Below are 17,257 nucleotides of genomic sequence, written 5' to 3' on the forward strand. Positions count from 1 at the left end.
TCTCAAGCGCTCCGTCGGGACTCCGCGCTGCGCTGGAGCGCGCCACGCAGCGACGTCGCCTGGGCCAGCAGGTTCGACGCCCGCGCCTCGGTGAAGGCCGTCTCCGCCGCCGTCAGCTCCGCCACCGCCGCGTCCATCGTCATCGCCCGCTCCGCGAGCGCCAGGCGCACGTGCCCCACCTGCAACACGTTGCCCGTCAGCTCCGCCAGCGCGAGCGCGCGCTTGAGGTGCGTCAGCCCGTCCTCGCCCGGCAGCAGCGCGGCCATCGCCCGGCGCGCCAGCACCTCGTCCCAGGGATTCGCCAGCACCGGGTCCATCGACCGCGACAGCGCCGTCTGCGCCGCCTCGCGCGCCGCCTCCAGGTGGCCCTGCTCGCGCTCGAAGCGCGACTGGTAGACACGCAAGAGCGTCTCCATCCGGAGGCCACTCTCACGCGCCGCCGCCAGCGCCCGGGGCAGCGACTGGCGCACCGCCGCCGCGTCCTCGAACAGCACATCCCGGCACGCCTGGTACGTCTGCACGTGGCACTGCAACCAGCGGTCCTCCGGCAGCACCCGCGCCAGCGCCTCGCCGCGCGCCACCACCGCCGCCACGTGCTCGTGCTCGCCGCGCTCCAGGTAGTAGGGCGGCGTGAAGATGGCCAGGTTGCGCTCCATCAACCGGGGGTTGCCCAGCCGGCGCACCAGGTCACTCTTCTCCGTGAACGCCGGCACGAAGGCCGCCGCATCCCCCGTGAACGCCGCGCGCGTCACCACCGTGAACAGGTGGAAGGCCCGCACGTCCGTGAAGCCGTGCGCCTCCGCCACCGCGTAGCCATCCCGCGTCGCCTGCGCGTCCAGCGGCTCGCCGCGCAGCGCCAGGTTCATGTTCATCATGTAGCCGCCCATCCCCAACGCCCACGCCAGGCGCCGAGGCAGCCGGCCCATCACCTCGCGCAGCCCGCGCAGCCGCGTGAGCTGCTCGAACTGCGCCTCCACCACCCCCGCCGAGCGGCCCGTGTACGCGCTGAGCACCGCCGGCGCCAACAACGTCGCGGCCCGGTACGGCGACACCTCCGGCTGCTCGCGCCGCACCCGCTCCAGCAACGCGTCCAAATCCTTCGTGCGCCCGACGATGGCCAGCGCCATCGCCTGGAGGATGCGCAGCTCCGCCTGCTTCCAGAAGATGTCCGCCGGCGCCACCTGCGCGTCCGCCTCGCGCTCGCGGAACAATTCCCTCAGGCGTGCCGGCCGCTCGTCCTCGGGCGCCGAGCACGCCCCGTCGAGCTGCGCGAGCGCGACCCGCCGCCCCTCCTCCAGGTCCACCGTCGACGCCCAGTGCGCGAAGAGCTTCTCCGCGAAGGCCAGCGAGCTGGGCGGGTCACTCGCGTAGCCCACCTCCACCAGCGTCACCCAGATACGCAACAGCAACCGGTCACGTCCCGGGAAGTCCGGCGCGGACTCCAGCAGCGTGGAGGCCTCCTTCAACAGCAGCGTCGCCTCCAGCAGCGCCTGCGCCTCCATCGCCGCGCGCCCCGCGTCGAGCAACGGACCGATCGCCAGCTCGGGCTCCGACGAGCGCAGATAATGCCACCCCACCGTGCGCGTCAGGTCCGGCCGCTGCGAGTAGAGCGTCTGCAGCGCCAGCGCCACCCGCGCGTGCGCCGCGCGCCGCTCGTCCTCCGACATGCTGTCGTAGACGGCCTGGTGCACGGTGTCGTGCGTGAAGACGTACCGGCCCTCCTCCTCCTGGAGGAACTGCCGCTCCACGATTCCATCCAGCACCGCGAACAGCTCCGACTCCGGCAGGTCCGCCAGCGCCCGCACCATGGGCAGCTCCAGGCTGCGCCCCGCCGGCGCCAGACGCCTCAAGAGCGACACCTGCTCCACCGGCGCGGAGGACAGTCGCTCCAGCACCGCCGCCTGGATGCTCGCGGGCAGGGGCCGCGTGTCCAGCCCCTCCTCCGCCGTCCAGCGTCCACCCACGCGCGTCAGCGCGCCCTCCTCCACCAGCGCGCGCAGACACTCCGTGGCGAAGAACGCGTTGCCCCCCGTCGTCTCGTGCAGCCGCGCGACGAAGCTCTCCGGCACCTCCAGGCCCGGCAGCGCCAGCCCCACCAGCGTGCCCACGTGCTCGGCCGCCAGCGGCTCCAAATCCATGCGCCAGGTGAGCTTCTCGTCCACCGTCTGGAACGCCAGGCTCAGCCGGCTCAGCTCCCCCGAGCGGAACGTGCACACCACCATGCCGCGCGTGCCGTGCAGCGCGCGGATGAGCACGTTGAGCACCTCCAGCGACGCGGTGTCCGCCCAGTGCAGGTCCTCGAAGCACAGGACGAACGTCATCCGCTTGCCCAGCCCCTGCACCCACTCCGCCAGCGCGCCGAAGAACCCCAGCTTCTCCTCGCCCGGCACCTGCGCGACGCCCGAGCCCTCCGCCGACATCGCGGGCAGGAGCCTCGCGAGCCTCGGCGACAGCCGCTCCATCACCTCCGTGGGCGTGTGCGGAATCAGCGCGCGCAGCGCCTGCGCGATGGGCGTCAGCGGCGCCTGCCCCTCCGCGCGGCACTGCCCCCGGCCGAACGGCAGCTCCGCCAGCTTCGCCTGCAGCTCGAACTCCTGCAGAAGCCGCGTCTTGCCCACGCCCGCCGGAGCGCCCAGCAGCACCGCGCGCGACTGGCCCCAGTCCGCCTCCGCCAGGCCGTTCATCAGCGACTCCAGCTCCGCCGCGCGCCCCACCACCTCCGGCACGTGCAGGTAGCTGGAGCGCGCCGACAGCGGCTCCTCCGGCATCGGCTCGCCGCTGGCGTGGCACAACGCCTCCATCAGCTCCGCGGCGTCCTGGAAGCGCTCGCGCGGGTCCTTCGCCAACAAGAGGAGGATGATCTCCTCCAGCTGCGGGTCCACCGGCCCCAGCGAGGACGGCTTGGGCGGCGGCCGCGTCAGGTGCTCGGCGAGCAGCGCCGCGGGCGTGTTGCGCTTGAAGGGCAGCTTCCCCGTCACCAGGTAGTACGCCATGACGCCCAGCGAGTAGAGGTCGGCGCGCCCGTCGATGCTCGCGCCGCGCTGCCACTCGGGGGCCAGGTACTCCAGCGTGCCCTTGAGCTTGCCGGGGCTCGGGGTGCCCAGCTGATGCATCACCCCGAAGTCCATCAGCTTCACCGCGCCGGAGCGGGTGATGCGCACGTTGCTCGCCTTGATGTCGCAGTGCACGTACAGGCGCGAGTGGATGAACGCCAGCACCTGCGCCATCTGGAGGAGCACCCGGTACAGCGTGCGCGTGTCCAGCGGGGACTCGCGCGCCAGGGTGCTCAGGTCCTGCCCGTCCACCACCTCCATGGTGATGAAGCGGTTGCCGGCCTCCGTCATCCCCCAGTCGAACACCTTCAGCGTGCCGGGGTGCTGCAGCTTCTTCATCGCGAAGAACTCGTGCCGGAACATCAGCACCAGCTCCTCCGTCTTCGCCGCCGTCAGCCCCGCGGGGACCTGCATCTCCTTGAGCGCGACCTTGCGCCGCTCGTGCAGGTCCTCCGCCAGCCAGATGCGGCCCATGCCGCCCTCGCCCAGCAGGCCCTCCACCCGGTAGCGGCCCGTCACCACCATTCCGAGCTCCAACGAGCGTCGCACGCCCGCGGCGTCCCCCGGCAGGGTGACGGGCGTGCGGATGCGCTCCCCCCCACGTGCTGCTCGGAGGACGACTGCGCTCGTCCAGGACGGTTGTCTTCTCTTCGTCGCTCACGAAGGCGGGACCGGAAGGTCGGCAGAATCCAGAAGTCGATGGAATATCACGTTTCCATGTATCGGACACGCTCCGACGACACGGAAGAAACCCCTGCCCCCCACCGCCCAGGCAGGCGGCCTGATATCCGCCAGCACTTGTCCCGCGCATCGGCACTTCGGAGGTTGAGTCGGGCAGGCGACACCCACACCCAGGCAGGTGCAACATGGCGGGCACTCCTCGAGGACCCAACGACACGCGGCCGACGCGCGGGGACTTCCAGCCGAGGAATCGCGGCGAGGTGGAGGACGCGCAGGATGAGGGCGCGCGCGACGTGAGCCGTCGGCTCGCGGACGAAGGCGCCGGGGACGTGGACCCCACGCGCGACACGGACTGGGAGGCCCGGGTGGAGCGCGGGGAGGGGTGGACAAACGAGCAGGTCCCCGAGCGCGAGGCCCGCGGCGACGAGGAGCCCGACTCCGAGGTGTCCCGGCGCGGCCTGGAGAATCCCCCGCCCGAGGAGTAGGCCCCCCACGCCCGCTCGGCCTTGTACCTCTGTCCAGGGGTGGGGGCAGACCCCTTGCGACGGCGGGCGTGGTGCGGTGATGCTCGTGGTTTCGGACGGTCGTCGCCGCACGGCGCGCCGCCGGCACCGGAGGAGCCCGAGCACCGTGAAGCCCAAGGTCCTCATCGTCGAGAACTCGTGGACGATGCGCGAGACACTGCGCCTGCTGTTGTCCGGGGACTTCGACTGCACGGCGGCGTCGAGCGGCGAGGAGGGCCTGGAGAAGGCCCTGGCCCAGCCGCCGGACCTGCTCCTGTCCGACGTGAACATGGAGGGCATGGACGGGTACGAGCTGTGCCGCCGCTTCCGTCAGGAGCCCTCGCTCCAGCACATCCCCGTCGTCTTCGTCAGCGGCTTCGCGCCCCGCTCGGACAGCGACGCGAGCCTGCCCGTGCCGGATGCCTACCTGGTCAAGCCCGTGAAGCCCGCGCTGCTCATCGCCGAAATCCACGCGCTGCTGCGGCGGGGGAGCGCGCCCGTGTCGGCGGCGGCCCCCACCGCGCAGGTCGTCACCAAGGCCTGAGGTCAGCTCCCCCGGTAGGTGGAGTAGCCGAAGGGGCTGAGCAACAACGGCACGTGGTAGTGCTCGTCGGGCGCCGCCAGCTCGAAGACGACGGACACCGACGGGTAGAAGCCCTTCACACCGAGCGAGCGGAAGTACGCGCCCGTGTCGAAGGACATCCGGTAGACGCCTGTCTCCACGCGAGCGCCCGCGGGCAGGAAGTCGCGCACGCGGCCGTCGTCGTTGGTGACGCCCCGGGCCAGCTCCTTCCAGTCGCCGTGGGCCCCCTGCAGCTCCAGGGTGATGGGAACACCGGAGGCCGGGCGGCCGCGGTGCGTGTCGAGGACATGGGTGGACAGGGTGCTCATGACGCCAGCAGCTTCTCCAATCGGATGCGGGTGATTTTCGCCTGCTCACCGGCGGCGATGCGCAGCTCCTCGTCCGGGGCGTTGCCCAGGCGCGCACGCAGCAGGCCGAGCATCTCCTGGGCGCTCTTGCCCGTCGCGCACACGAGGAAGATGAAGCCGAAGCGCTCCTCGTAGGCCTGGTTGCCGTCGGCCAGGCCCTGGAGCACCTCCTCACCCGCGCCGCTCACCCCACCCTGCTCCTGCGAGGACCAGCTCGCGGTGGCGGCGAACTTCGCGCGCAGCGAGGCCACGTCGCCGATGCGCGGGTGGTGCGTGAAGGCCTCTCGCCAGTCCTCCGGACCCGTGCGGCTCCACTGCTGGGAGGCCTCGGAGAACAGGTGCTCGGCGTCACGGAAGGGCCGCGCCTTCGTCATCGCCTCCGCCCAACGCGAGGCGCCGCAGCAGCGCGTCAGCTCCGCGCGGGCCTCGTCGGTGGGCAGCGTGTTGAGTCGCTCGAGCGCGCTCACGCCGGACGCCCGTGGACGAGCAGCCGGCTGACCCCGCCGTCGGGGAAGATCTTCAGGCGCACGTGGGTGAAGGGCCCCTTCGCCTTCAGCTCGGGCTCGAAGTGGTGACGGTGGTCCGCCTGGAGCTTCGTGCGCGGCAGCAGCTCCGTCCACGCCAGGTCGTGCGCGTTGGCGAAGTCCACCAGCGGCTCGCGCAGGTAGAGTCCCTCGAGGGACGCGCTCTCCGGGAAGTTTCCCTTGTAGAAGGCGGTGTCCACCTCCACGCGCTCGATGGTGCCGGGCACCGCCAGCTTCACCACAATCCAGTCGAAGCCCGGCAGCAGGCGCTTGCGGCGCGTCTCCCAGCCCTCGCCCATGTTGGCCGCGCGGCCGGGCAGGATGAGGTTGTCCTTGGTGCCGAAGAACGCGTCGTTGCACGCCACCACCGTGCCGCCGTTCTCCGCCGCCGCCAGGTCCACCGCGCCCTTCTCGCGCGTCAGCCGCGCCAGGTCCGGCCGCACCTCGCCGTGCACGCGGAAGCGCGCCACACCGCCGTCCGGGTAGATGTTGAGGCGCAGGTGCGTCCAGCGCCGCTCATCGGCGATGGCGAAGAGGTTGCGCGTGCCGCCCTGCAGCTTGAGCTGCGGGAGGATGCGCGTCCACGCCGCGTCCACCAGCGACTCGGGCGACGGCGAGCCCTCGACCTCCAGCGCGTCCACCGAGGCGTACTCGGGGAAGTTGCCCAGGAAGTGGTTCGTGTCGATGTCCACGCCGCGAATCACGCCGGGCAGGCCGAGCTTCAGGATGCACCAGTCGTGGCCGGGCACGCGCTTGCGGCGCGACTCCCAGCCGTCCATCCACTTGCCCTGCTCGGTGTACTTGTCCGGGATGAAGACGCCTCGGCCGGACTTGAGCAGGTTCTCCTTGCCGGCGAAGAACTCGTCACTGGCCAGCAGGGCCTGTCCGCCGACCTTCTCCGCGGCCAGGTCGATGAGCTCCGTGAAGCCGACGCGCAGCTTCCCCTCTTCGGGTGCATGCATTTTCGTGTGTTCTCCCGATGGAATCAGTTCAGGCGGCGATGCGCGCCGAGGACGGCCGGCGCACCCAGCTTCCCGTGGGACGCGGGAAGGGCTGCCCGCGCTCGTAGATGGTCTCTCCGCGCAGCAGCGTGCGCTCCACCACGCCCGCGAGCGTCCTGCCCGCGTACGGCGTCAGGGGATGACGGTGCTGGAGCCGTGACGGCTCGACGGTGAAGGTGGCCTCGGGGTCGAACACCACGAGGTCCGCGTCCGCGCCCGGCACGAGCGAGCCCTTCGTACCGCTCAGGCCCACCAGTCGGGCCGGCGCCTCGCACATCCAGCGCACGAGCGACTGCAGACCGTGGCCTCGCCTGCGCGCCTCGGTCCACACCGCCGACAGGCTGAGCTGCAGCGACGCGATGCCGCCCCATGCCGCGCCGAAGTCGCCGCGCTCCAGCAGCTTGAGCGCGGGCGTGCAGGGCGAGTGGTCCGACACCACCAGCTCGATGTCCCCGCGCGCCAGCCCCTCCCAAAGGCGCTCGCGGTTCTCCGCCTCGCGGATGGGCGGCGCGCACTTGAAGTGGGTCGCGCCGTCCTCAATCTCCTCGGCGGTGAAGCTCAGGTAGTGCGGACACGTCTCCACCGACACGTCCAACCCCTCACGCCGCGCATCGATGAGCAGCGGCAGCGCGTCCGCCGAGGACAGGTGGACGATGTGCACGCGGCAGCGGTGCTTTCGCGCCAGCTCCATCATCATCCGGATGGCGTCCTGCTCCCAGCTTCGCGGCCGGGACTCGAGATAGGCGCGGTACGTGCGAGCCCCCTCTGCGCGGACCTCCGGGAGCGGTGACTCCAGCTCCGCGTGCACGATGAGCGGCACACCGCGCCGCGCGAGAATCGGCATGGCCACGTCGAGCACCGCGCGGTCCGCGGGAGGGAACTCATCCACGCCGGAGGGGCACAGGAAGCACTTGAAGCCCGCGATGCCCGCGTCGATGAGCGCCTCCAGCTCGCCCGCGTTGCCGGGAATCACGCCGCCCCAGAAGCCATGGTCCACCTGGCTTGAGCCCCGGGCCGCGTCCGCCTTGAGCTTCAGCGCGTCGAGCGTGGTGGTGGGCGGCAGCGAGTTGAGCGGCATGTCCACCACGGTGGTGATGCCTCCGGCCGCCGCCGCGCGCGTGGCGGTCTCGAAGCCCTCCCACTCGGTGCGGCCGGGCTCGTTGATGTGCGCGTGGCAGTCCACCACGCCGGGCATCACCACGTGATGGCCCACATCCATCACCGACAGCGCGCCGAGCGCCTCGGAGGACCCGGCCACCTTCTCCACGCGGCCGTCCTTCACCACCACCACCGCGTCGCGCAGCCCACCACCCGCCAGCACCCGGCGGCTGCGCAGCCCGAACTCACCCCTGCTCATGGCTCGAATTCCCTCTCGTCGAAGCATTCCAGGGAGCGGAAGAACGCATCCCGGTCATCCAGGTAGAGCTGCCGCGTCACGCCCGCCGTCAGCTTGGGCAGGCTGTACTTCATGCCGGAGATGCTCGCCCCGCCGAAGCCCAGCGAGAGCAGGCACCCGAAGGTGTAGTTGAAGATGGAGCGGAGGTGCGGCGCGCGGCCCGGGTGCTTCTCCTGGAGCTCGAAGCCCGGCCCCAGGTACGGGTGGCGCAGCAGGTCCGCGTGCGACTGGCCCTCGGGCGGCGTGAAGCGGTCCTTCCAGAGCGCGATGTCCGCGTGCACGTTCGCCAGCTCCGGCCGCAGCGACAGGTCCGTCACCGTGCCGCTGCCGACGATGAGCTTGTCGAAGGTGTACTTCCCCCGCGGGGTGGTGATGCGGGCCTGTCCGTCCACCACCTCGGCGTCCAGCCACGGGCTCTGGGCGTGCAGGTGGAACTGGGGGAAGGCGCACGCGCGGCGGTACGTGTCCGCCGGGGGCAGCTGCCCCATCTCGAAGATGCGGTGGATGAAGCGCCACTTGTCCGCGTCCGGCAGGTCCGCGTGGTGCTTGAGGAAGCCGACGAACTCCGCCCAGCGGTACGGGTTGATGCACGGCAGCGACTTGCGCCGGTAGAACAGGTGCACCTCGCCCGCGCCGTGCTCCAGCGCGACGGAGGCGTTGTCGAACGCGGACGCCCCCGCGCCGAGCACGCCCACCTTGCGGCCACGCAGCGCCTCGAAGTCGATGTCCTCGCGCGTCTGCGCGTACAGCTCGCGCGGCAGGTTCGCCACGATGGATGGGATTTCCCAGCGCCCCGAGCCGTCGATGCCCGTGGCGAGCACCACCTTGCGCGCGAAGAGGACCTCGGTGGCGCCGGTGCGCAGGTCCTCGATGGGCACGTGGAAGCAGTCATCCTCGGCGCTCCAGGTCAGCGCTCCGGCGCGCGAGCGGCAGCGCACGGGGATGGTCAGCGTGCGCCGGTACCAGCCGAGGAAGTCCGCCCACAGCTCCTTGGGGATGCGCTCCAGCGACGCCCAGGCGGCCTCGCCGTACTGGGCCTCGAACCAGGACTGGAAGCTGAGGTTGGGCAGGTTGTGGTCCGGCCCGGTGAGGTGCTTGGGCGTGCGCAGCGTGTGCATGCGCGCGAAGGTCTTCCACGGTCCCGCGAGGTCCTGCTCGCCGTCGTCCACCACGAGCAGGTTCGTCACCTTCTCGCGCAAGAGCCCGAAGGCGGCGGTGAGGCCGCTCTGCCCGCCTCCGATGATGAGCACATCCAGCACGGCCTTGCCGTCACGGGTGTGTCGCGGGAGTACCCAGGAGCGCTTCGGGTACTCCAGCCTCTCCAGGTCCCTGCGGAGCGCGTCCTCCAGGGCGGAGAGGCCGGGAGGAGGCGGCATCGCGGGGCTCGGAGGCGGGATGCGCATGCCTCCATCGTAACCGCGCGCTATGTCGCCCGGTCAATGTGCCCCCCTCCCCGGGTGTGGGCTGACGAGGGGCTCCGGAGGGAAATAGCCGGGCGCGTCAGGGGTTGACAGCGGGTGTCCGGGCGCGGACGACGGCCCGCTTCGACGCTTCCCCGGAGGAGCCGGTTGGTTATGCTCCCCGCCCTTTTCGCTCCGTCCCGAGGTCATTCGCGTGATCAACGCCTTCCCCCGCGTCCCGGCTCCCCGCAACGAGCCCATCCTCCCCTACTCGCCCGGTTCGCCCGAGCGCCTCGAGCTGCAGGCGACGCTCAAGCGCATGAGCGGCGAGCAGATCGACATCCCGCTCATCATCGGCGGCAAGCAGGTGCGCAGCGGCAAGACGGACACGGTGCGCATGCCCCACCGGCACTCGCACGTGCTGGCCACCCTGCACGAGGCCGACGCGAGCCACGTGGAGCAGGCCATCCAGGCGGGCCTCGCGGTGAAGGAGGACTGGGCGCGGATGTCGTTCTCGTCGCGCGCGGCCATCTTCCTGCGCGCAGCCGAGCTGCTCGCCACGCGCTACCGGCCCATCATCAACGCGTCCACCATGCTGGGTCAGTCGAAGACGGCCCACCAGGCGGAGATCGACGCCGCGTGCGAGGCCATCGACTTCCTGCGCTACAACGTCCACTTCGCCGAGCAGATTCTGGCCATCCAGCCGGAGTCCTCGCCGCAGACGTGGAACATGCTGGACTACCGCCCGCTGGACGGGTTCGTGTTCGCGGTGGCGCCGTTCAACTTCACGTCCATCGCGATGAACCTGTGCACCGCGCCCGCGCTGATGGGCAACGTGGTGCTGTTCAAGCCGTCGTCCACGTCGGCGCTGAGCGCCTGGTACTTCATGGAGATGCTGCGCGAGGCGGGCCTGCCCGACGGCGTCATCAACATGCTCAACGGCGACGGGCCCACGGTGGGCAACCCGACGCTGGCCAGCCCCCATCTGGGCGGCATCCACTTCACCGGCTCCACGCCGACGTTCAACACCATGTGGAAGACGGTGGGAGAGAACATCGGCAAGTACAAGCAGTACCCCCGGCTGGTGGGTGAGACGGGCGGCAAGGACTTCATCGTGGCGCACGCGTCCGCGGCGGACGACGTGGAGGCGCTCGCGGTGGCCATCGTGCGCGGTGGCTACGAGTACCAGGGCCAGAAGTGCTCGGCGGCCAGCCGCGTGTACGTGCCGGAGTCGCTGTGGACGAAGCTCAAGCCCCGGCTGCAGGCGCTCATCGGCGACATCCGCATGGGTGACGTGACGGACTTCCGCAACTTCATGGGCGCGGTCATCGACGAGAAGTCCTTCAAGAAGGTCTCCTCGTACATCGAGCTGGCGAAGCAGGACAAGGACGCGAGCATCGTCGCGGGTGGCGAGACGGACCGGAAGGAGGGCTGGTTCGTGAAGCCCACGCTGGTGCAGTTGCAGGACCCGCGTCACCGCATCATGCGCGAGGAGGTCTTCGCGCCGCTGGTGGGCGTGCACGTGTATCCGGATGGGAAGTACGTGGAGACGCTGCGCGAGGTGGACCAGAGCGCGACGTACGCGCTGACGGGGGCCATCTTCGGGCGGGACCGGAAGGCCATCGACACGGCGATGAGCGAGCTGCGGCACGCGGCGGGTAACATCTACATCAACGACAAGCCCACGGGCGCGGTGGTGGGACAGCAGCCCTTCGGTGGCTCGCGTGCGTCGGGGACGAACGACAAGGCGGGCTCGCTGCTCAACCTCATCCGCTGGACGAGTCCTCGGACGGTGAAGGAGAACTTCGCTCCGCCGACGAAGGTGCCGTATCCGTTCATGGACAGCGACCCCCACGATGGGGGTATCTAGGCTCGCATGAGCCGAGCATTCCCGGGCATCGCGGGGCTGGAGACGTATTCGCTGAAGGGTGACGACTGCTGCGTGGAGGTCATCCCTTCACGCGGCGCGCTCGTGACGAGCTTCAAGGTGGGGGACGAGGACATCCTCTACCTGGATGAAGCCACCGTGGCGGACCCGACGAAGAACGTGCGCGGGGGAATCCCCGTGCTGTTCCCCAACGCGGGTCCGCTGCCGGGGGACACGTATCCGGCGCATGGTAAGTCCTTCAGCCTGTCGCAGCACGGTTTCGCCCGGAAGCTGGCGTGGGCGGTGCGGCAGGCGGAGGACTCGTTGTTGGTGCTGGGGTTGAAGTCCAACGCGGAGACGCTGCGTGTCTATCCGTGGGAGTTCGATGCGCAGCTCACGTTCTCGCTGGTGGGGCGGAGGCTGACCATCGACTTCGACCTCCAGAACCCTGGCATGGAGCCCTTGCCGGTGCATCTGGGTTTCCATCCGTACTTCCGGGTGCCGGATGGGGTGAAGTCGGTGACGACGGTGGAGACGGACGCGACGCACGGCTGGGACAACCGGACCAAGCGCGAGGTGCCGTTCACCGGGTGGGATTTGACGGCGGACGAGGTGGACCTGCACCTGAGGGACCACTCGAAGCAGGAGACCCGGCTGTCGCGTGGGCCGGGGCTGCGCCCCATCCACCTGTCGTGGAGCCCTGAGTTCAAGGTGATGGTGGTGTGGACGCTGAAGGGGAAGGACTTCGTCTGCGTGGAGCCATGGACCGCCGCGGCGGGTGCGCTCGCGACGGGCGAGGGGCTGCTGCACGTGCAGCCCGAGGAGCGGCTGTCGCTCGCGTTCGATATCGAGGTGTGAGTCCGCCTCTGCTTGCAGCACTCACCTACGACATGTGAGCTTCTGACCATGTACATCCGCCACCTCAAGGTCGAGCATCTGAAACGACTCGCGGCCTTTGATCTCGACTTCACGCATCGCGGGGCGCCGCGCATGTGGACGGTCATGATTGGCGAGAATGGAACAGCGAAGACGACGCTGTTGCAGGCCATTGCGCTCGCCGCCGCGGGATTCAAGGAAGTCAGTGGCCTCGCGGGCCCGGCAGTGAAACATCTGCGCGATCGGCGTGGCGAAGACTCCATGTCCATCGAGGCGACGTTTACGTTTGGCCCTCAATCTCGAAGGGGAGGCAAAGCAGTTCATCCCCGCCTGTCGGCCAAGCCACCGGAGTGGGACCTCTTCTCATGGGTGCACCTGCCTCCTGGCGTGACCTCCTTGGACGCAGGCTCCAACTACGGCTCGACCTTGAGGAAAGGGGGCCCGGAGGATCCGCTCGCGGAAGCCAGGTCGCTGAACGCTCCGCTGTGGTTCGTCGCGGGTTATGGCATTTCACGAGCACTCCCCGATGCGGCCAAGGTTCCGACCTTGGCGCGCCCCTCAATCGAGCGGCTTGAGCCCTTGTTCCGCCAGCAGCAGCTCGCGTCGACGGGCTTCGCCAACCACTTCTTGGAGAAGGACCGGACGGAGAATCGCAGGCCGGGCGAGACGTCTCGACGCTTCAGCCGGATGCTCAATCAGGCCGTCAAACTCGGAGGAGAAGATCTCTTCCCGGAGCTCGCGCGTCTTGAGTTGCGAGGACAAGGGGGCGCTCGTTCGAGCACCGCGCTCATTGAGAGCGACCGCTTCTACCAAGTCATGGCGAAGGGGCAGGACCCGGTAGCAATCGCGGGAATCGCGCTCTCCCATGGGTATCAATCGACGTTCGCGTGGATCGCGGACTTGATTGGCCATGTACTGCTCGAAGCCCAGACGGAGGTCACTACGGACGAAATGGAGGGGCTCGTGCTGATTGACGAGATCGACCTCTATCTCCATCCCACGTGGCAAGCGCGCTTCATTCCCGGCCTCCGTAGGGTCTTCCCCCGTCTCCAGTTCATCGCGACAACCCACTCGCCTATCGTCCTATCGTCACTGGCACCACACGAGGTCGTCCGGCTCACGGTCGAAGAGCAGACTGGCAACATCGTCCAGGGAGGGTGGGCTCACGGCGGACAATTCCGCCCCGGAATCCAAGACGTCGAGCATCAGCCCGATCCACGAATCATGACTGGGGGCGAGTTGTACCGGACCTGGTTCGGGCTCGAAGGGACAACTCCCAATCCACTCGGAGAGAAGCTCCGGAGGTTCAAGGTGCTCTGCGTGCATCCGGCGCCTACTCCCGCCCAGCGAAAGGAACGGGGCGAGTTGCGCAAAGAGATTCGCAAGGAGCTCATTCACAGGCTCGGTACACTGGAAGGAAAGAAGGCACTCGCGGATATCGAGGCGGCGCAGGAGTCATCCCGGGGCTCGGCATGATTCGCGTCTTCCGTGGAGAAGCGCCCAGCGGCTTGAAGCGCGTAGCGACGAGACGCTTGGCGACAAGCGCCCAAGTATTCAACTCTCACGGCGCTCCGTCGACACACCTCTCCGATGAGCTCATCGGATACAATTCCCGTGCTACGAAGCTGGCTCTGTACAAGGCACAGAATGAGAAGTGCGCCTGGTGCGAACGCAAGACCGACTTCAGCAGCTCTCCCGTCGAACACTATCGCCCCAAAGATGGAGCCTGGAGACACTTGCCAGGCGAAACAAGACAGGTTGACCCAGGGCACTATTGGTGGCTGACGTGGACCTGGTCAAACCTCCTGTTCTCGTGCAACCGATGCAACGACGCGGGCCACAAGGCGAACTACTTCCCGCTCAAAAAGGGAACCGCGTCCGCTGCCGCCCCAACGTCGGCGCCCATCCCCCCACCAGAACCGCTCGTGAGCGTAGCGGCAGAGCACCCATTGCTCATCGATCCTGCAGGAGGAGAGGATCCCCTTGACCACATCACCTGGACTCCCCTGGAGACGCGCTTCGACAGGCGGGATTGGATCTGGACGCCACAAGGACTGACCGACGAAGGCACTGCAACCATCATCATCCTGAGGCTCGAAGAACTCGCGGACCGCGCGCAGGGCCATGTGCGGGAAAAGTTGCTGCCAAGTATTGAGGAGATTGAGCAACACCTGGAGGAGGGTCGGACGCAGGCAGCCCATAGACGGTGGACACGCCTATTGACCGACAATCTTGCAGACACCTCGGAATGGTCCGCTTTCACCTGGTGCGCACTGGAGCACCTGATTCCACTGAGGCATCGACGACAACATGGGCTCGCGTCCCCGCAGAGACCAGGGATACCTCCAGTCGCTCGGTAAGCGCTCACGGTCGTGGCGCAATCCGCACTGAAAGCTCACCCACCGCGGAGGCCACGGCTTCCGGACGCTCGACCCAGGGGAAGTGCGCGGCTCCTGCCACGGTCCTGTGGAGGATGTGCGGTCCCTGGAAAGCGGCCTGTGACCACGGTGTCTGCTGGACGATGCGGTCCTCGGCGCCGCTGATGATGAGCGTGGGCAGCGCGCGCGGCCACCAGGTGTGGACGTACGTCTCATCGAAGTTCCGGTCCGACCAGTCGACCGCCGCGCGGTTGTAGGGCATCCGTCGACTGTGAACTCACGCTGACCGATCCGCTCGAGGTCGTCCTGTGTCTCAACGACTGCGGGGGCGAGCTCGCGGACTGCAATCTGGACTGCGTGAACTGAAGTGACCTTCACTTCCATCACGCGCCACGTCGCGGCCCCATCAGCACCTTCGCCAGGGACTGCAGTTCCGAGCGCAACCACTGACTCCGAGGCTCACTGTCCTCGGAGCGGTGCCAGTACAGATGCAGCTCCAGTCGCGGCAGCGCGAGCGGCATGGGCAACAGGTGCAGGTCATCGTCGAGCACCCCGTTGATCTCCTCCGCTCGCCTCCGAGGCATCGTCAGCAACAGGTCCGAACCCGATACGATTCGGCACGCCGTCTCGTAGTGCCGACACCGCACCGTGACCTCCCGCTGATACCCCAGCCGGCTGAGCACCAGGTCCTCCACCGCCAGCCCCGTGCGCCGCGAGGACACCGTGACGTGCTTCGCCCCCATGTACGCCGCCACGTCCAGCCGCCTGCGCCTGCGACTCACCACGCAGAACGCATCCCGCGTGAAGGCCGTGTGTCGCAGCTCCGCGCTCGTCGGCTGCTCCACGTCGATGGCCAGGTCCAATCGCCCTGAAGCCAGGTCCCGCTCCAGCCGCGTCCGCTCCAACCGCACGCTGCTGATGCGCGCCTCCGGACTCCGCTCCTGAAGCCGCGCCACCAACCGGGGCACAATCGACGGCTCCAGCATGTCGCTCATCGCCAGGGTGAAGGTCCCCACGTCCCGCGCCGGCTCGAAGCCGCGCGTGTGGTGCACCGCCTGCTGGAGCAGCGCCAGCGCCTCCCGAATCTCCGGCGCCACCCGCTCCGCCAAGGGCGTCGGCGCCACGCCCCTCCCCTGCCGGACGAACAGGGGCGCCCCCAGCTGCTCGCGCAGCCTCGCCAGCGCGTGGCTCACCGCGGACTGACTGAGGAACAGCACCTCCGCCGCGCGCGTCAGGTTCCGCTCCCGATAGACGACGTCGAACACCCGGAAGAGGTTGAGGTCCGGGGGCCCGGGGCGCCGGGTGGAATCCTGAACTGGGCTCATGACGACACATGACCAACATTCAGTGGATTCAACAAGGGCCGGGTGCCAAGGATGAGCGCCTCTCGTGAGAGGAGGCAGCACCGTGGACTTCGAGCCGAGCGCCAGAGGCAAGGACTACCTGGAGCGCGTGAAGCAGTTCATGCGCGAGCACATCGAGCCCAACGAGGCCCGCTACTACCAGGAGGTCATGGAGGCCTCGCGCGGCGGTGACTGGAAGACCTGGCCCGTGTCCTCCGTCATGGAGGACCTCAAGGCCAAGGCCCGCGCCGCCGGACTCTGGAACCTCTTCCTCCCCGACGAGAAGCACTCCCCGGGCCTGTCCACGCTCGAGTACGCCCCCATCGCCGAGGAGACCGGGCGCAGCCTCATGGCCCCCGAGGTCTTCAACTGCAACGCCCCCGACACCGGCAACATGGAGGTGCTCTGGAAGTACGGCACCCCCGCCCAACAGAAGCAGTGGCTCACCCCGCTGCTCGCCGGAGAAATCCGCTCCGTCTTCTGCATGACCGAGCCCGGCGTCGCATCCTCCGACGCCACCAACATGGAGGCCACCGCCGTCGTCGAGAAGGACGAGGTCGTCCTCAACGGCTCCAAGTGGTGGACCACCGGCCTGGGCCACCCCAAGGCCAAAATCGCCATCTTCATGGCGCGCACGCCCGACACCGGCGGCGACCGCCACCACCAGCACTCCATGGTGCTCGTGCCCCTGGACTCGCCGGGCGTGTCCATCAAGCGCATGCTCCCCGTCTTCGGCGAGTACGACGCCCCTCACGGCCACGGCGAGGTGCACTTCACCAACGTCCGCGTCCCTGTCTCCAACATCATCGGCGGCCCCGGCATGGGCTTCGAGATCGCCCAGGGCCGCCTGGGCCCCGGCCGCATCCACCACTGCATGCGCTGCATCGGCGCCTCCGAGCGGGCGCTGGAGCTCATGATTGACCGCGGCATGAACCGCACCGCCTTCGGCAAGCCCCTGCTCAACCTGGGCGGCAACCGCGAGCGCGTGGCCGAGGCCCGCATCGCCATCGACCAGGCCCGCCTGCTCACGCTCTACGCGGCGTGGAAGATGGACCAGGTGGGCGCCCTCGGCGCGATGACGGAGATTTCCGCCATCAAGGTCGTGGCCCCCAGCGTGCTCCAGCGCATCGTCGACGACGCCATCCAGATTCACGGCGGCGCGGGCGTGTCCAACGACACGGTGCTCGCGGGCTTCTTCGGCCAGGCGCGCACGCTGCGGCTCGCGGACGGCCCGGACGAGGTGCACAAGGGTGTCATCGCCCGCATCGAGCTGGCCAAGCGCGGCTTCTCCAAGAGGTGAGGCAC

General features: G+C 69.0%; 14 protein-coding genes. 6 read left to right on the forward strand and 8 right to left on the reverse strand.

From position 1 onward, the window contains the following. Positions 1-2 precede the first annotated feature (2 nt). A complete protein-coding gene (locus FL311_RS46060; protein WP_305036140.1) occupies positions 3-3,602 on the reverse strand; it encodes a protein kinase in 3,600 nt (1,199 codons plus the stop codon). A 317-nt stretch (positions 3,603-3,919) separates the two neighbouring features. Between FL311_RS46060 and FL311_RS03975 the strand changes: the two genes are divergently transcribed. Continuing rightward, the gene (locus FL311_RS03975) at positions 3,920-4,219 is read left to right on the forward strand and encodes a hypothetical protein (RefSeq protein ID WP_194869045.1); all 300 of its coding nucleotides are present in this window, start codon (positions 3,920-3,922) and stop codon (positions 4,217-4,219) included. Between the two features lie 145 nt (positions 4,220-4,364). Then, positions 4,365-4,781 (forward strand): response regulator, encoded by a 417-nt coding sequence (locus tag FL311_RS03980; protein ID WP_141323547.1) that lies wholly within the window; start codon positions 4,365-4,367, stop codon positions 4,779-4,781. A gap of 2 nt (positions 4,782-4,783) precedes the next feature. Here the strand turns inward: FL311_RS03980 and uraH are convergent, their stop codons facing one another. From uraH to FL311_RS04005, 5 genes are read right to left on the reverse strand one after another with little or no spacing between them, the layout of a single operon-like run. Beyond that, positions 4,784-5,128 (reverse strand): hydroxyisourate hydrolase, encoded by a 345-nt coding sequence (gene uraH, locus FL311_RS03985; protein ID WP_046715761.1) that lies wholly within the window; start codon positions 5,126-5,128, stop codon positions 4,784-4,786. Further along, a complete protein-coding gene (gene uraD / locus FL311_RS03990; RefSeq protein WP_141323549.1) occupies positions 5,125-5,634 on the reverse strand; it encodes a 2-oxo-4-hydroxy-4-carboxy-5-ureidoimidazoline decarboxylase in 510 nt (169 codons plus the stop codon). The genes uraH and uraD overlap by 4 nt, the downstream gene beginning before the upstream one ends. Then, positions 5,631-6,653 carry an allantoicase gene (gene alc, locus FL311_RS03995; protein WP_141323551.1) on the reverse strand — a complete coding sequence of 341 codons (1,023 nt, stop codon included), beginning with the start codon at positions 6,651-6,653 and terminating at the stop codon, positions 5,631-5,633. Before alc ends, uraD begins: the two co-directional genes overlap by 4 nt. A 28-nt stretch (positions 6,654-6,681) precedes the next feature. Then, positions 6,682-8,049, reverse strand: a complete 1,368-nt coding sequence (allB, locus tag FL311_RS04000; RefSeq protein WP_141323553.1) for an allantoinase AllB — start codon at positions 8,047-8,049, stop codon at positions 6,682-6,684. Further along, entirely contained in the window at positions 8,046-9,491 is a 1,446-nt protein-coding gene (locus FL311_RS04005) for an FAD/NAD(P)-binding protein (protein ID WP_141323555.1), read from the reverse strand. Before FL311_RS04005 ends, allB begins: the two co-directional genes overlap by 4 nt. Positions 9,492-9,702: 211 nt before the next feature. Here FL311_RS04005 and pruA point away from each other — a divergent pair, with 211 nt between their 5' ends. Genes pruA through FL311_RS04020 form a run of 3 tightly spaced genes read left to right on the forward strand, consistent with a single transcriptional unit; the run spans position 9,703 to position 13,707 of the window. After that, positions 9,703-11,358: an L-glutamate gamma-semialdehyde dehydrogenase gene (gene pruA / locus FL311_RS04010; protein WP_141323556.1), complete on the forward strand. Its 1,656-nt coding sequence runs from the start codon at positions 9,703-9,705 to the stop codon at positions 11,356-11,358. Positions 11,359-11,364: 6 nt separating this feature from the next. Beyond that, positions 11,365-12,213: an aldose epimerase gene (locus tag FL311_RS04015; protein WP_141323558.1), complete on the forward strand. Its 849-nt coding sequence runs from the start codon at positions 11,365-11,367 to the stop codon at positions 12,211-12,213. 48 nt (positions 12,214-12,261) lie between these two features. Next, positions 12,262-13,707, forward strand: a complete 1,446-nt coding sequence (locus FL311_RS04020; protein WP_141323559.1) for an AAA family ATPase — start codon at positions 12,262-12,264, stop codon at positions 13,705-13,707. An 888-nt stretch (positions 13,708-14,595) separates the two neighbouring features. Here FL311_RS04020 and FL311_RS04025 read toward each other — a convergent pair. Together FL311_RS04025 and FL311_RS04030 are read right to left on the reverse strand one after the other, a co-directional pair. Then, complete coding sequence (locus FL311_RS04025) at positions 14,596-14,871, reverse strand: alpha/beta fold hydrolase (RefSeq protein ID WP_141323562.1); 276 nt, start codon at positions 14,869-14,871, stop codon at positions 14,596-14,598. Positions 14,872-14,992: 121 nt separating this feature from the next. Next, positions 14,993-15,934, reverse strand: a complete 942-nt coding sequence (locus tag FL311_RS04030; RefSeq protein ID WP_141323564.1) for a LysR family transcriptional regulator — start codon at positions 15,932-15,934, stop codon at positions 14,993-14,995. A gap of 82 nt (positions 15,935-16,016) precedes the next feature. On the opposite strand from FL311_RS04030, the gene FL311_RS04035 reads away from it, so the two are divergent. Then, positions 16,017-17,252, forward strand: a complete 1,236-nt coding sequence (locus FL311_RS04035) for an acyl-CoA dehydrogenase family protein (RefSeq protein ID WP_141323566.1) — start codon at positions 16,017-16,019, stop codon at positions 17,250-17,252. Positions 17,253-17,257: the final 5 nt, after the last annotated feature.

The organism is Myxococcus sp. AB025B (genome assembly GCF_006518215.1).
GTDB classification, from domain to species: domain Bacteria; phylum Myxococcota; class Myxococcia; order Myxococcales; family Myxococcaceae; genus Myxococcus; species Myxococcus fulvus.

Coding starts and splice junctions, on each gene's coding strand:
- FL311_RS03975 (WP_194869045.1), top strand. CDS start 3,920: ATGGCGGGCACTCCTCGAGGACCCAACGACACGCGGCCGACGCGCGGG.
- uraH (WP_046715761.1), bottom strand. CDS start 5,128: ATGAGCACCCTGTCCACCCATGTCCTCGACACGCACCGCGGCCGCCCG.
- alc (WP_141323551.1), bottom strand. CDS start 6,653: ATGCATGCACCCGAAGAGGGGAAGCTGCGCGTCGGCTTCACGGAGCTC.
- allB (WP_141323553.1), bottom strand. CDS start 8,049: ATGAGCAGGGGTGAGTTCGGGCTGCGCAGCCGCCGGGTGCTGGCGGGT.
- FL311_RS04005 (WP_141323555.1), bottom strand. CDS start 9,491: ATGCGCATCCCGCCTCCGAGCCCCGCGATGCCGCCTCCTCCCGGCCTC.
- FL311_RS04015 (WP_141323558.1), top strand. CDS start 11,365: ATGAGCCGAGCATTCCCGGGCATCGCGGGGCTGGAGACGTATTCGCTG.
- FL311_RS04020 (WP_141323559.1), top strand. CDS start 12,262: ATGTACATCCGCCACCTCAAGGTCGAGCATCTGAAACGACTCGCGGCC.
- FL311_RS04025 (WP_141323562.1), bottom strand. CDS start 14,871: ATGCCCTACAACCGCGCGGCGGTCGACTGGTCGGACCGGAACTTCGAT.
- FL311_RS04030 (WP_141323564.1), bottom strand. CDS start 15,934: ATGAGCCCAGTTCAGGATTCCACCCGGCGCCCCGGGCCCCCGGACCTC.